This is a genomic window from Paenibacillus sp. FSL H7-0918 (assembly GCF_038007025.1).
GTDB lineage: Bacteria > Bacillota > Bacilli > Paenibacillales > Paenibacillaceae > Paenibacillus_AQ > Paenibacillus_AQ odorifer.
The window spans coordinates 423,687-437,329 of record NZ_JBBOWJ010000004.1; the positions used below are offsets into that span (position 1 = coordinate 423,687).

15 protein-coding genes are annotated in these 13,643 nt (G+C 44.4%); 3 read left to right on the forward strand and 12 right to left on the reverse strand.

Translation table 11 applies throughout. The features are described 5' to 3' along the window. Window positions 1–27: 27 nt before the first annotated feature. The 10 genes from MHI15_RS26905 to rpmG all read right to left on the reverse strand — a co-directional run bounded on the left by MHI15_RS26905 (window position 28) and on the right by rpmG (window position 6,890). Window positions 28–663, reverse strand: a complete 636-nt coding sequence (locus MHI15_RS26905) for a class I SAM-dependent methyltransferase (protein ID WP_076125081.1) — start codon at window positions 661–663, stop codon at window positions 28–30. A 3-nt stretch (window positions 664–666) separates the two neighbouring features. Continuing rightward, complete coding sequence (locus MHI15_RS26910) at window positions 667–1,032, reverse strand: hypothetical protein (RefSeq protein ID WP_341165104.1); 366 nt, start codon at window positions 1,030–1,032, stop codon at window positions 667–669. Between the two features lie 16 nt (window positions 1,033–1,048). Next, window positions 1,049–1,795 (reverse strand): GNAT family N-acetyltransferase, encoded by a 747-nt coding sequence (locus MHI15_RS26915; RefSeq protein WP_076309940.1) that lies wholly within the window; start codon window positions 1,793–1,795, stop codon window positions 1,049–1,051. Between the two features lies 1 nt (window position 1,796). Beyond that, window positions 1,797–2,231, reverse strand: coding sequence for a DUF6157 family protein (locus MHI15_RS26920; protein ID WP_081383129.1), 435 nt, complete (start codon window positions 2,229–2,231; stop codon window positions 1,797–1,799). A 149-nt stretch (window positions 2,232–2,380) separates the two neighbouring features. Beyond that, window positions 2,381–2,650: a 30S ribosomal protein S14 gene (gene rpsN / locus MHI15_RS26925; protein ID WP_038569786.1), complete on the reverse strand. Its 270-nt coding sequence runs from the start codon at window positions 2,648–2,650 to the stop codon at window positions 2,381–2,383. Between the two features lie 26 nt (window positions 2,651–2,676). Then, a complete protein-coding gene (locus MHI15_RS26930; RefSeq protein ID WP_339190446.1) occupies window positions 2,677–3,756 on the reverse strand; it encodes a metal ABC transporter substrate-binding protein in 1,080 nt (359 codons plus the stop codon). Further along, window positions 3,746–4,612, reverse strand: coding sequence for a metal ABC transporter permease (locus MHI15_RS26935; protein ID WP_076125073.1), 867 nt, complete (start codon window positions 4,610–4,612; stop codon window positions 3,746–3,748). The genes MHI15_RS26930 and MHI15_RS26935 overlap by 11 nt, the downstream gene beginning before the upstream one ends. Continuing rightward, entirely contained in the window at window positions 4,558–5,265 is a 708-nt protein-coding gene (locus MHI15_RS26940; protein WP_076125071.1) for a metal ABC transporter ATP-binding protein, read from the reverse strand. The genes MHI15_RS26935 and MHI15_RS26940 overlap by 55 nt, the downstream gene beginning before the upstream one ends. Window positions 5,266–5,483: 218 nt before the next feature. Then, the gene (locus tag MHI15_RS26945) at window positions 5,484–6,692 is read right to left on the reverse strand and encodes a GTP-binding protein (protein ID WP_076125069.1); all 1,209 of its coding nucleotides are present in this window, start codon (window positions 6,690–6,692) and stop codon (window positions 5,484–5,486) included. 48 nt (window positions 6,693–6,740) lie between these two features. Then, window positions 6,741–6,890 (reverse strand): 50S ribosomal protein L33, encoded by a 150-nt coding sequence (rpmG, locus tag MHI15_RS26950; protein ID WP_076098468.1) that lies wholly within the window; start codon window positions 6,888–6,890, stop codon window positions 6,741–6,743. 203 nt (window positions 6,891–7,093) lie between these two features. On the opposite strand from rpmG, the gene MHI15_RS26955 reads away from it, so the two are divergent. The 3 genes from MHI15_RS26955 to MHI15_RS26965 are packed head-to-tail and all read left to right on the forward strand — an operon-like array spanning window position 7,094 to window position 10,034. Further along, entirely contained in the window at window positions 7,094–8,122 is a 1,029-nt protein-coding gene (locus MHI15_RS26955) for a CobW family GTP-binding protein (RefSeq protein ID WP_036679372.1), read from the forward strand. Then, window positions 8,119–9,108 (forward strand): permease, encoded by a 990-nt coding sequence (locus MHI15_RS26960; RefSeq protein WP_341165105.1) that lies wholly within the window; start codon window positions 8,119–8,121, stop codon window positions 9,106–9,108. The genes MHI15_RS26955 and MHI15_RS26960 overlap by 4 nt, the downstream gene beginning before the upstream one ends. 50 nt (window positions 9,109–9,158) lie before the next feature. After that, a complete protein-coding gene (locus MHI15_RS26965; protein WP_076191309.1) occupies window positions 9,159–10,034 on the forward strand; it encodes a TIGR03943 family putative permease subunit in 876 nt (291 codons plus the stop codon). Here the strand turns inward: MHI15_RS26965 and MHI15_RS26970 are convergent. Together MHI15_RS26970 and MHI15_RS26975 are read right to left on the reverse strand one after the other, a co-directional pair. Further along, window positions 10,027–10,422, reverse strand: coding sequence for a NusG domain II-containing protein (locus MHI15_RS26970; RefSeq protein WP_076219890.1), 396 nt, complete (start codon window positions 10,420–10,422; stop codon window positions 10,027–10,029). The genes MHI15_RS26965 and MHI15_RS26970 overlap by 8 nt on opposite strands. 86 nt (window positions 10,423–10,508) lie before the next feature. After that, on the reverse strand, window positions 10,509–13,613 hold the full coding sequence (locus MHI15_RS26975) for a PAS domain S-box protein (protein WP_341165106.1): 3,105 nt from the start codon (window positions 13,611–13,613) through the stop codon (window positions 10,509–10,511). Between the last annotated feature and the right edge of the window lie 30 nt (window positions 13,614–13,643).

A 13,643-nucleotide genomic window follows, 5' to 3' on the forward strand; every position in this document is an offset into this window, starting at 1 on the left:
CGAAATTATAGGGAGTTCCTCCCTAAATTACTTGCTTAGTGCAGATTTACGTGCGACGATATATCTCAGTATGTATTGATGTTTTTTTCCAAGCGGCCCACATAAAGTCTCCACACATGAGCCGGTCGTAATTATTTTCGTACCTGCAAAATGTTGTCTTAAATCTTCTTCACTAAAAAAATGGGCGTATTTTCCCTCTTTGTATTCGTAGGTTCCCGGTTCCAAAAGTGTTCCACAGCCGTTGTTCGCATCCTCATCGGAAAAACTGGTAAAATAGAGCAAGCCATCCGGCCGCAGCTGTTCCAGACAATTAGCTACGAGCCTGCGGCGATCCTCTTCGAGAAATAAATGCAATACGTCATAGCAGTAGACAGCATCAACCTGTACTTCAGAAATAGGATCTAATACGGAACCCGAGATAAAATGGCTCTTGGGATCCCATTCTGCCGCCATCTTTAACGCGTCCTCGCTCAACTCAATGCCTAAGGTCTTAAACTCATCTGAGAACACCTTCGTATTTCTTCCGTATCCCGCACCCGGGACTAAAACTGATTTCACGTTATGTTGCCGGAATATATCCCTTGCTGCCTGAGCTGTAGGACTAGGTTCACTCCCCCAGATCATTCCTTCCTGAGCAAATCTTCGACTCCAGTATTCGGACATAGATTAGACCTTCTTTTTAAATTTATTCGCTAATTTCATCGCAAGGAACTGAGGGATCAGGTTTAGCATACTAAAAAATATAAACGATCCTGTAGGTCCAAGTGGTTTGAAAAACGTCCCGTCCCAACCGCCTTCCCCTGACAAGTTGCTAATAAAATAATAAGAGACAAATGCAGAAGCGATATTCCCAATGACTATAGCAATTATATTATTAGACCATTTTCCCAAAAAAGCTATTAGTGATGTTATGACGATCATCATTAAATAACCAATCATTGAACCATTATTGAAATCTTTATCCATCGCGAAATATACAAATGGAAAACAGTACACAATAATGATCAGGAGATTCAATCCTAATTTTCTCACCGCATCCCCTCCTCAGCTAGTTTTTCACTCTATACCAATACTGATAGATCTCCTTAAAACCCAGCTTGTCATACAAGGCTGAAGCCCCCGTATTCGCTTGCACAACTTGCAGAAAGGAAGTCGTTGCTCCCTTTGCTCTACCCCAATTAAGCAACGCTAGCAGCAGTTGTTCCGCCATTCCCTTTCTACGATGAGCAGGGGAAGTGACAATATCATACAGACCCAAGTACCCGTTCTGAATCACACCAAGACCGCAGGTGACAGGAACACCATGATTAAACAACAGGACATAACCCTGCTGCAAATGTGATGCAGACAACATTCTAGTTAAGGTTTCCCGGTTCTTATCAGACAAGCCGGTAAGCTCACTGAAGGTGTGCAGCCACTCTTCAGTCAAGCTCTCCTGTATCTGAACCGTATAACGCAGATCGGGGCTCGCTAAGTCCCCCAGATCAAGAAGCCTTACAGATGAAGGCTCGGCAATTGTATAGCCACGCTCTGCAAGAATCTCATCAAGCTTTGGCGGCTGGATGTAGGGGGTTATTTTGAACACGGACTGTAGTCCAGCATGCTCATAATAACGCTCCGCAAGCTTGATTTGCTCTGTGAGTTCAACCTGAGAGCTGTCAGCCCCGTATAATGGATTGACCGAATTGGCCCTTTTTGTATAACCAGCTGCCGAACGTAGAATCCAGCCCTGCAGGAGAACGCTTTGCTCCGCCGGCCAAGTATTAAGTGTGATTTCTTCTATGAATTTATACACCTTAATCCGCTCCTTTTGAAGCACGTTTGTTACGCATCGCAGGCAGTAATTTCACAGCTCCCTCCCCTTGGGAGGTGAAATAGTCATATTCGGGAGACTCTTTGCCATAGAGAGCTATTTTCCCCTCACCGTTATAATGAACACCCCAACCAAAACGCTTCGGCAACAGTGAAGCCCTTAGACAAGGATGATTTTTGGAAAATAGTTCGTTCCATATTTCTTCCTTACGGGCCAAACGTTCTTCCTGTGGAATTTGTTTATGGCGCACATGAACCTCGTACAGAAGTTCTTCATGATTGTATTTGTAGGGCTCATTGATTAACAGTTCATATTGAATCACATGTGCAGGCGGGAGCGTTCGGCAAGACATCGGAGGAACTCCTATTTCCTCAGGACAGTCCTCTGCTACACGAATAAAAGTATCGGTATAGCTCATTTGCATCACCTCCATCTTAAATAGAAATATATTCCTTCTATGATAAATCATTTTCCTATTCTAAGCATAGCCGAATTTTCTAAAGCCCATGATGGATGAACAGCAAAAACGGCCAATCCTCTAAACTACGGAGGATTAGCCGTTCTCATTTACCAACTCGACTTGGTAATGCCCGGAATCTGACCTTTATGCGCCAATTCGCGGAATACAATTCGGGAAACATTAAATTTCCGCAAATAGCCTCGAGGTCTGCCAGACACTTGGCATCTATTTTTTTGACGAGTTGCGGAGGAATCACGTGGCAGCTTTTGCAAAGCCATATAGTCCCCCTGTTCCTTTAGTTCTTTTCTTTTAACAGCGTATTTGGCGACTAGTGCTTGTCTCTTCAATTCTTTCACAACTTTAGATTTCTTGGCCATGTTCGTTCTCCTTCCATCCTTTAAATCTACTCGTTCAATGCACTCTTCAAGGCTTCCAGGTTCTGACGCATGATTCCTAAATAATCCAGGTTTTGACTGCGATCTTCCTCTGTTAATCCTTCAATTGGGTTTAGAACGGCTGCTTTGGCACCAATCTCTTTTGCTATTGTGTCTGCCACACTGGAGGATACAAGTGTCTCGAAGAAAATCGTCTTCACTTTATGCTCTTTCGCAAACTCCACAATCTTACTCATATTTGCGGCAGAAGGCTCCTGCTCCGGAGATAGTCCGGCAATCGGGACCTGAGTTAATCCATACTGCTTGGCAAGGTATCCGAAAGCCGCATGCTGAGTAATAAAATCCTTGCGTTTAGTATCCTTAAGACCGTCCTTAAATTCTTGATCCAGTTGCTCCAGCTTAGCTACATAAGCATCTGCATTTGTCTTAAAATCCTCGGCATGTTCAGGTGCGGCAGCAGCTAAAGCTGCTTCAATGTTACGCACTTCTTGAATGGCTAATGTAGGATTGAGCCACACATGCGGATCTAATCCACCGTGATCATGCGAATGCTCTTCATGAGCATGTTCTCCTTCTTCATGAGCATGCTCCTCTTCTTCATGAGCATGCTCTCCTTCTTCATGGTGGTGGTCAGCTTCTTCATGGTGGTGGTCAGCTTCTTCCTCTTCCGTGCCTTCCATGATGTCCAGACCCTTGCTCGCTTCTACAGTAATTAACGGAGTGCCAGATACACTTTCCAGCACCTGATCTACCCAGCCTTCCATTCCTGCGCCATTATAGATCAGCATATCCGCATCTGAGATTTCTGCCATATCTTTTGCTGTCGGTTCCCAATCATGGGGTTCGATTCCTGCTGGTATGAGTGCTTCCACGTCCGCCAGATCTCCTGCCACATTTTTGGTAAACTCGTAAATAGGATAGAAACTGACTTTAATATTTAATTTAGATGACTCCGGAAGGGCTGTAGCTTCTGCGGCTCCAGAAGCATTCGTAGTAGTAGAAGAATTAACAGCATTATTACCGCAACCGGCGGCAATAAGTAACGCGGACAGGGACAAAATGGCTAAATGATGGATTCTAAATTTCATTGAGAGGTGTAACTCCTTTACTGGAAATAGTTTTATGAATTCGCCGACGATTTCTTAGTCGGATCAGCTTCTGTACCAAAATTGCGATTAATAAGAACGATAGCAGTATAAGAGCAATCGTCCCACCAGGCGGTGTATTGATGTAATACGAGGCACTTAGGCCACTAAAAACGCCGAGTAATCCTACGCCGATTGAGATCAATATAGCTGTCGTAAAACCAGACGCTATACGCAAAGCAATCGAAGCTGGCAAAACAATAAGCGCTGAGACTAACAGCACTCCAACAACTGGCATCGCAGCAGCGACTGTCATTCCAGTTAGTACAGCAAACGAAAATGATAACCAGCCCACATGAACTCCACTGATACTAGCGGTCTCTTCATCAAAGGTCAGATTATATAAGGATCTGCGTAACACAATAAAATAGATCAGACCGATTACAGCAACCACAGCGATAATCTTTAGTTGAGTGTCGCTGACCGCAACGATGGAACCAAACAGATAGGAACTGAAGCTTTTACTTAAATTCTGCTTTAAGCTCATAAGTACAACTGCCAATGCTAATCCAGAGGTCATAATAATCGCTACCGGAAGCTCGCTATATGTACGATAAGAACGTCGAAGCTGTTCGATGACAATACCACCGAGAATCGCTACCATGAAGCCACTTAGTGCCGGATTAAGCTGTAGTATTGAGCCTAGTGCTACTCCTGCAAGCGAAACATGAGAGAGGGTATCCGCCATTAGGACCTGACGGCGAAGCATGAGATATACCCCGAGTAGCGGACCGATAATGCCAATTAATCCACCGGCCCAAAATGCACGTTGCATGAATTCGTAACTAAACATTGCCAACCCTCATTCTCCTTTCGTTCCAGGCTGATCAACGTATCCAGATAGGAGCTGGTCTCTTCCAGGCCATGCGTCACCATGATTACGGTCCGGCCGTGTTCACTGACATCATGGCGCATCAGCTTATAGAACCCAATACGACTGTCCAGATCCATTCCCGTAGTTGGTTCGTCAAGAACCAATATCTGCGGCTGTTGTGCCAATGCTCGAGCGATGCAAATCCGCTGCTTCTGGCCGCCTGACAGTTCTCCTATCTTCCGGTCTCGCAAATGCCACATCTCCACCTGCTTTAAACTTCGCTCGACGATCTCGTCCTGCTCAGGTGTAAAACGTCTAAATAATCCAAGCCTTGGATAACAACCCGAGCGAACCAGTTCGATCACCTTACTTGGGAACCCTGCGTTAAAAGAAGCTACCTGCTGTGGAACGTAGCCGATAACCATCTTTCCGTTATCTGATAACTCTTTATTCAACTGAACCGTTCCACTCCATGGACGAAGCAGGCCGAGCATTAGCTTCAGCAGGGTGGTTTTAGCAGCACCATTGGGTCCCGTTATACCAATAAACTGTCCGGTATGAATATCTAATGAGATATCATCAAGAACAGGTTCATCCCCATACCCGAACACTACATTCCGCATGGATGATAGGATCATCATGCCTCGCCTCCCTTCTGACTGATATTATGTCCAACCCAGATTAAATCGTAAGTTTTACGATTTAACAAATTTGATAATATCGTAATCATTACGATTTGTAAACCCAAAACTGAAAATTAATCGTAATAATAACTATTAGTCCTTTTTCGAATACAACAAAAATCCGGAATCCCACCTTCTGGATTCCGGATTTCCACCGTTAATTTACTAAGTATCTATTCCTCAGCAGCCGCAAGGAGTTCTTCAACAGGCCACGGAAGTGGATTGTTGAACTTTGTCCAATCCTGCTTCAGCTCCTCCGCTGTCAGCAGACATCTGTCCAATCTGGCTTCGAGTTGTGCCTGATCTATATTTACACCGATAAATACGATTTCATTTATTCTATCGCCCCACTGCTCGTCCCATTTTGCCCGCAGCTCAGGTTCGCTTTCCAGCACCTCCAGCTGCTGATCCTTAGGCATTGTAGCCAACCAGTAACCAGCAGGTCCGAACTGAATGGAAGGTCCTGCCTGACTTACAGTAGCTGCAAGATCACCTTTTGCCGCTACCCATGCCACCCCTTTTGCCCGAACGACCTCTTCCGGCCAGTTGCTAAAGAAAAAACTTAATCTTTGCGGGTGGAACGGTGTTCTCCGGCGATAGACGAAAGAAGAAATCCCGTATTCCTCCGTCTCAGGGGTATGGGTCTCTTTATTCAGCTCGGCGATCCAACCAGAGGATAAGCTTGTTTTCTCAAAATCAAACAATCCGGTATTTAGAATTTCCTTTGGATCTACTACGCCGTTAATTGTACGGATCAGCTTAGCAGACGGCTGAAGCTTACGCAGCACAGCTTCAAGCTTATTGAGTTCATCTTCTTTCAACAGATCGCACTTATTAAGCAGCAAGACATCACAAGTTTCGATCTGATCAATAAGCAGATCCACAATATCGCGGAAATCCCCTTCTCCAGCCGTTTGGTTGCGGTCCATCAGACTATCACCTGAGGAGAAGTCATGCCAGAAACGCCCAGCATCCACAACAGTCACCATCGTGTCTAATTGAGCAAGCGAAGTCAGATCAATATCCAACTCGGGATTGGCATAGGTAAAGGTCTGTGCTACTGGTACAGGTTCGCTAATGCCTGAGGATTCAATCAGGATGTAATCAAATCGCCCTTCCGCAGCCAGTTTTTGTACTTCGACAATCAAATCATCACGAAGTGTACAACAGATGCAACCATTGGACATCTCAACCAATTTCTCTTCAGTCCTGGAAAGCGTATTTCCGGACTTCACCAGATTCGCATCCACATTCACTTCACTCATGTCATTTACAATAACAGCTACTTTAAGACCGTCACGGTTGTGCAGAATATGATTCAACAATGTTGTTTTCCCAGAGCCCAAATATCCACTGAGCACGGTAACAGGGAGCTTTTTCAACTATATCACTCCTATCGTTTATAAAATCAAGATTAAAAACATCCGCCCTTAACGGGTTTCGCGATGTAAGGTTACTCTCTTAAGGCGTGGACAATATTTTTTCATTTCCATACGCCCTGGATGATTTCGTTTATTCTTGGTAGTGGTATAGTTGCGATCTCCTGTCTCCGTACATGCCAGAGTTATGATTACTCTCATCGTTTCCATCTCCTTTTGATTAAATCGTAATAATTACGATTAACACATCGTACACGGTTTATTCACAATCTGTCAACTATGATCTTGTAAAAATTTCAACTCTCTTAATTTTGTGGTCTTTCTGGTGGACAAATTACGTATAGATGGAATTATAAAAAATATGATTCTTGTAATTCCTAGAGAATCAGGCAGGAGTGGAGATCATGAAGATACCAGTAATTATTTTGAGCGGGTTTCTGGGGAGCGGGAAGACAACTCTGCTGTTGTCCCTGCTGAAAGAGAGCAAGGTAAGAGGGCTGAATCCAGGAGTAGTAATGAATGAACTGGGCAAACGAGATGTGGACGGGTATATTTTGCAGGAGCATACCGGTACAGCTGTAACTAAACTGCTGGACGGATGCGTATGTTGTAGCCGTAAAGAGGATTTGGCAGATAGCCTGATGGTGCTGCTGAGAGGACGTCCAGATGCCATTTATATGGAGTTGACCGGCGTCGCCGATCCTGAAGAAATCGCCAAAACGTTGCAGGAAACTCCTCTACAGGATCTGGTGGAGCTGCACTATACCATCACTCTGTTAGATGCGGAAAATGCTCTGGAATATAACAGCAGACTCTCCTCTGACAAACAGCTCGTTCGGACCCTGCGTAAGCAGCTTTCCACAGCTGATCTTATTGTCGTTAATAAAAGTGATCTCGTAGAACCGGAAACCTTATGGCGAATTGAAAAGGGAGTTCGTAAACAAAATACGGAGGCTGAAATTGTATACACCCATTACAGCGAAATCAACCTCTCTCCGATATTGTCAGGAATTATCCCACGTAAAATCATAGCTCCGGCTCCACAGCGAGCGCCTCAAACCTTCAAAGGAGCATCATTGAAACAAATGCATTCAGAGCATGGGGGAACCGCTGTAAAAGAGCTGCATGAGGAGCAGCATGCTTCTTTCTCGCAGGTAACAGCCATCACGTTAACCATTCCGCAGGTAAGGACAACAATGCCTTCTAAAGAACGCCTAGAGGCTTTCTTTCAAGAATGGGGTGACAACCTATTACGTGCCAAGGGGCATATTCTTTTGTCCGAACAGGAGCCGGTTCAGCTTGTTCAATATGCGGGGATGCGTACTACCTGGGAAGCCTCTCGTTATCCTGGTATGCCTTATGTGGTGTTCATCGGGATGAATATAGATGAAGAACAGCTGGCAGATCGGTGGTCCGCCTTATTCGAGTTTTGACTACCTTTTCACCATTAAAAATACTGCCGTTGCTCCTCCCGATCTCGTTCCTGATTATCATTGGTTTTGTATGGCTGCCGAATCATCTGGAACTGCTGGATAATGCGTACATCGACACCTTCAAAACCGCTTTTATCGGCATATTGCTGGAAGCCTTGCCGTTTGTATTAGCAGGAGCATTGTTATCTTCACTGCTTCGCGTCTTTATCCCGGATGAAATGATTTCCCGGTGGATTCCGCGGCGACCTCTTCCGGCTATTCTGTTCGCATGTCTGCTCGGAATTATTTTTCCGGTCTGCGAATGTGGAATGATCCCGCTCGTCCGCCGGCTTATCCATAAAGGTATGCCTGTTTACGTGGCTATCGTCTTTATTTTGTCCGGACCGATCCTAAATCCTGTTGTCTATGGGGCGACCATGACAGCATTTCGCAGCCACTCGGAGCTGGCCTATGCCCGTATGGGTCTGGCTTTTGCTGTAGCCTGTCTCATAGGCTTGATAATCTACGCAACGGTCAAAAAATCTCCCATCCGCCTAAATGTTCAGCGTGAAACGGGGGAAGCTCATCAGAATAATTCTCGCGGGGGAAAAATAGCCGCTGTCTTCGTCCATACCTCAGATGAGTTTTTTGAGATGGGAAAATATTTAATGATCGGCTGCTTATTAACCGCTGGCATTCAGACATTTATGGTTCAAGACAGTCTGGCCGCGATCGGAGCTAAACCGCTGGGTTCATATTTTTTCATGATGGGACTGGCATTTGTGCTCTCGCTCTGCTCCACCTCAGATGCCTTTGTAGCTTCCACCTTCGTACATTCTTTTCCATCGGGGGCTCTGCTCGCTTTTATGGTATTCGGACCCATGCTGGATTTCAAAAATTCATTGATGTTGCTCTCGCTGTTTAAGACCAAATTCGCTCTTTATTTGTTCTTTCTGATCTTCGCAAGCGTGTTTATTGGGGCGGTATTCATGTCCTTGTGGCTGTAATTCATAGAGGTGGTAAGCTGTTGCTTACAACATGGGTAGGAGGATAGAGCATGAATGACTCTCGTAGCATCCGGTTTCACTATTTGTTAAGGGCGGTCATTCTGCTCGCTTTCGCCCTCTATATCGGGCATCTGGTACAGCAGGACGCTTTGCATTATTATGTAGCTCCTAAACTGGCACGCTGGGTTCAATTATGCCCAATCCCGCTGACACTTATGGCGCTCAGTCTGACCATACAGGCTTTATTTGGCAAAGGTAGTGTTCTCTGTGACTGCGAGCATCGGCTCCCACATTCTTTTTTCAAAAGTACAGCGCTATATGGATTATTCCTTTTTCCACTGCTGCTCGGATTTCTTCTTCCTGATCGCGCATTGGGAAGTATGGCTGCTGCTAAAAAAGGAATCTCCCTATCCTCCTTGCCCACTGAAGCTAAAAATTCCGCGAGATTCGAGTCCATTGATCCTTACCATGAAGAGCTTACTGAGCTGGCCAAGATCCTTTATGCACAACCTGTGGTCCCAGTTTATTCGGCGATTTTCTCCGAAACTTTAGGTGCGCTTGAGCTGTACAAACAACAATTTGCAGGCAAAGAAATTACTATTTCCGGCTTTTTATATCGTGATCAAGGTGAACATTCAGAGAATTCTTTTGCCATAGGTAGATTTCTGGTCCAATGCTGTACTGCCGATGCTACACCTTTTGGGATATTAGTGGATTCCGGCAAGCTAAAAAGCCTGCCTACCGATACCTGGATAGAGGTCCGGGGCAAGCTTCAAGTTGTTCCCTATAAAGGTCAAGAAATTATGCAAATTAGTGCAGAGTCTATTACACCTATCAAACAACCCGTAACACCTTACATCTACACCAGTCCTGACTCTATCACCGCATGGAAGGAGCTAGAAGGCTCAACTAAGATTACTAAATAATCGCATCTAGCTCATCCTCATCATTCTCAGACTTATTAGGATTAAATACTTCTACCATAATACGAGCTGGAATACAGATAATTTGCTGTTTGGGTCTTGAGATGAACCCCATTTCCAAAGCAATTCTTAAGGGAGCATCAGAATAGGTCATTTGGATTCCATAATCAAACACCTTTAGCGTATTGTGGCCGAATTTCGTTTGAATATCTATAATTTGTTCTTCTTTAGTCAAAGAAACGGTTTTGTACTCTTGACCGTCCACCGTAATTATAGCTTTCAAATCCCCTTGCTGATACTGCTCATTGCTGCTGTCCCACCACTTCATGCCATAAATCAAGCCCGCAGCTAACAAGGCTATCACAATAATTAAAATATCCCCGCGCTTCATTGTTAGCAAGATAAGAATCCTTTCATGACAAATAATATACGTAATGATTACGATTAATATCAATATATTAATCATAACCTTATTTGTCAATGATGCTCACCTAAACGAATTTGGGCAGACCACTCTCTTAATACCCGGTCGAGCTCTTTTATCGAGATGGGTTTAGAAATGAAATCCTGCATTCCAGCACTAAGACACATCATCTTATCTTCATCTCTGGCAAAGGCTGTAGCCGCAATGATGATTGGATTCAGCCCAAGCTTCTCACGTATGATTCCTGTTGCTTCTATTCCATCCATAATAGGCATCTGAATATCCATAAATACCAGATCATAATGATTGGAAAGCACAGCCCGAACTGCTTCCTCACCATTTAAGGCGATGTCAGGAACATATCCCCTCTTTTTCAGATACGCCTGCATAAGCTGCTGATTCACAGGATGATCTTCAGCAATAAGAATGGACATCGGTCCATATTCACCGGTAGTTAACTCTTTAACAGTGGATTTATCATTTCTGACCAAATCTGTTGAGGCGTTGACGGTCAATTTCTGATCCCATTCCTCTTTGGGTAGAGAGACCTCCACTGTAAAATAAAACTCCGAGCCTTCATTCTCACAGCTATTTACACCGATAGATCCGCCAAGAAGCTCGGCCAGCTTTTTACTAATGGCAAGTCCAAGCCCTGTACCGCCATATTTACGATTGATCGACGGATGCAATTGAGAGAAGGATTGAAATAATAGACCTTGGCTGGAAACTGGAATCCCCAACCCAGTATCTTTTACGACAAATTTCACGATAAGATTTCCGGATGCCTCTGAGGCTTCTAGCATAACAGAGATACTGATTTCACCTGTCTCCGTAAATTTCACTGCATTCCCAACCAGATTTACGAGAATTTGACGCAATCTCGCCCCATCAGTCATGATGACGGCTGGAAGCTCAGGAGATAACTCGCTAGTAAGTAAAAGCCCTTTTTCCTTAACCTTCGGATAAAACAGTTCACAAACGTTCTGTATCACTTCATGCAAATCCACCATTTGCAGTTCAAGCGTCATCATGCCTGCTTCAATTTTGCTGAAATCCAGCACTTCATTCAGAATATGAAGCAATGCCTCTCCGCTTTTGTTAATGATCTGTGTGTAGTAGCTTTGCTCTTCATCCAGCTCCGTCCCCGATAAAAGATCAGCCATCCCAATAATACCGTTCATAGGCGTACGCAGCTCATGGCTCATGATCGCTAGGAACTCCGATTTTGCCCGGTCGGCTTCCTCGGCAGACTCCTTCGCCCGCACAATCTCCTTCTCCTCCGTGATATCACGAAAGACGACAACCGCCCCAATCCGTTCATCACCATCAAATAGTGGGGTCATTCGATATCTGACTAAAAAGCTTGAACCATCCTGCCTCCAAAACACACCCTCCCTATCTTCAATAGTGAGATTATTGGAGCGCGAAGGAAGCAGCGTCTTCTGAATTCCTGTAAAAGACTCGTTATCCAGCCAGGTTTGGTGAATTGCATGAAATTTGCTGTTTCCCCACTCAGTAGGATCGAAACCCAACATAGTAATGGCTGCTGGATTAATGAACATCGTGTTGCCTTCAAGGTTCATCCCAAATATGCCCTCAGAGACCGAATTCAAGATCAGCGCATATTCGTTACTTAATTTCTGTATTTCTTCAAAATGACGCGTACGTTCCCCAATATCGCGGGTTACACAGACAAGCTCCTGATTCCCGCAGGTCTCAGAGTAAATATACCGCAGTGTCGTTTCTGTCCAAATACAGGTTCCGTCTTTGCAAATAAACCGGAGAATAACAGGCTCAAGCTTCTTCCCCTCCATACAATTGCTGAGATATGAAGTTAATTTGATTCTGTCCTCCGGATGTATGTAATCAATCCCTCTAGTTCCGCACATTTCTTCTGGTGCATAGCCAAACATAGTCTGGCAGATGGGTGAGGCATACAGATAGGTAAAGCTCCCGTCCGCTGCATTACGTGAAATGAAGTCCATAGAATTTTCTGAGATCAGACGATAGTTCTGCTCACTTTCCCGCAGTTGTTCTTCCATTCGTTGACGTTCGGTGACATCCTGGGCTATCCCGCTGATCTGCAGCAGTCTTCCTTCTTCATCCGTAATCACTTCCCAGTGCGCATCCAGATATTTCAGCTCTCCATCCGCACTATGAATACGGACCGTTACTTCGCCATTAGTCCCATTCTCCATGGATTGATGTACTAACCGTTCAAGCCTGATGAAATCGTCAGGATCAATGCAAGCAAAAACACGTCTGTAATCAAAATAAGAATGATTGCTCTCATCTTCCAAAAAGCCAAAAATATTACGCATCTCTCTGGAAACCGTCAGCCGTGATTTTGTCATGTCCCATTCCCAGGATCCCATCTTCGCAAGGTGTTGCGCTTTAGCCAGCATATCCTCGTATTTCTTGCGCTGAGTAATATCGCGACCAATGGTTAATATCTGTTTAACGTTCCCCTGCTCATCACGTACCACTTGGGAAGAACTCTCGATCCACAAATAATGTCCATCTTTATGACGGGCTCTACGAGTAAATACGTCCGTATCGGAATATATCTTACCTTGTTCAATCATCTCTAGAGCATCATCTACGTGATAATACTCGGGTCTTTTGGTACCTATCATTTCTTGTGCAGAATAACCTAATAGCAGCTCCACTGAGGGAGATACGTAGTGCAGTGTCCCGTCAGGATCGCCAAAAGAAATCATATCCGGTGTATTTTGCGTAATCAAATTATATAACTGCTCATCTTCATGAATCTTTTGTTCAGCAAGTTTTCGGTCAGTGATATCCGTTAACTCAGAAATCAGGACATAGGGTTCACTGGAGTTCTCCTGATAGATTAAAAATATATGTTGGGCTACCCAGATGATATCGCCATCCTTACGCAAGAACCGCCGTTCTTTCTCCAATGCAGTCCCAGGCTCAGCTAGCAAATCGTTCAGGATAACGGAATGATCGTTATTAGTTTTATCTTCCGGATACACAAGATCCAGATAATTTATATTCAAAAGATCTTCTTCTGCATAACCAAACATTTGGCATAGCGCAGGATTCGATTGTAATAACGTCCCATCCTTTGGAGAGACTACCGCAATCCCGATAGAAGACCGTAAGTATAGCTGTTTAAAAAGAAAATCAGACACCTGTAAGCCTCCTCTTTTGAAAATGGGGGA

What these genes read in the sequence shown, in the direction of transcription:
- MHI15_RS26905 (WP_076125081.1), bottom strand. Translation starts at nt 663, where the DNA reads ATGTCCGAATACTGGAGTCGAAGATTTGCTCAGGAAGGAATGATCTGG.
- MHI15_RS26920 (WP_081383129.1), bottom strand. Translation starts at nt 2,231, where the DNA reads ATGAGCTATACCGATACTTTTATTCGTGTAGCAGAGGACTGTCCTGAG.
- rpsN (WP_038569786.1), bottom strand. Translation starts at nt 2,650, where the DNA reads ATGGCCAAGAAATCTAAAGTTGTGAAAGAATTGAAGAGACAAGCACTA.
- MHI15_RS26930 (WP_339190446.1), bottom strand. Translation starts at nt 3,756, where the DNA reads ATGAAATTTAGAATCCATCATTTAGCCATTTTGTCCCTGTCCGCGTTA.
- MHI15_RS26940 (WP_076125071.1), bottom strand. Translation starts at nt 5,265, where the DNA reads ATGATCCTATCATCCATGCGGAATGTAGTGTTCGGGTATGGGGATGAA.
- rpmG (WP_076098468.1), bottom strand. Translation starts at nt 6,890, where the DNA reads ATGAGAGTAATCATAACTCTGGCATGTACGGAGACAGGAGATCGCAAC.
- MHI15_RS26955 (WP_036679372.1), top strand. Translation starts at nt 7,094, where the DNA reads ATGAAGATACCAGTAATTATTTTGAGCGGGTTTCTGGGGAGCGGGAAG.
- MHI15_RS26965 (WP_076191309.1), top strand. Translation starts at nt 9,159, where the DNA reads ATGAATGACTCTCGTAGCATCCGGTTTCACTATTTGTTAAGGGCGGTC.
- MHI15_RS26970 (WP_076219890.1), bottom strand. Translation starts at nt 10,422, where the DNA reads ATGAAGCGCGGGGATATTTTAATTATTGTGATAGCCTTGTTAGCTGCG.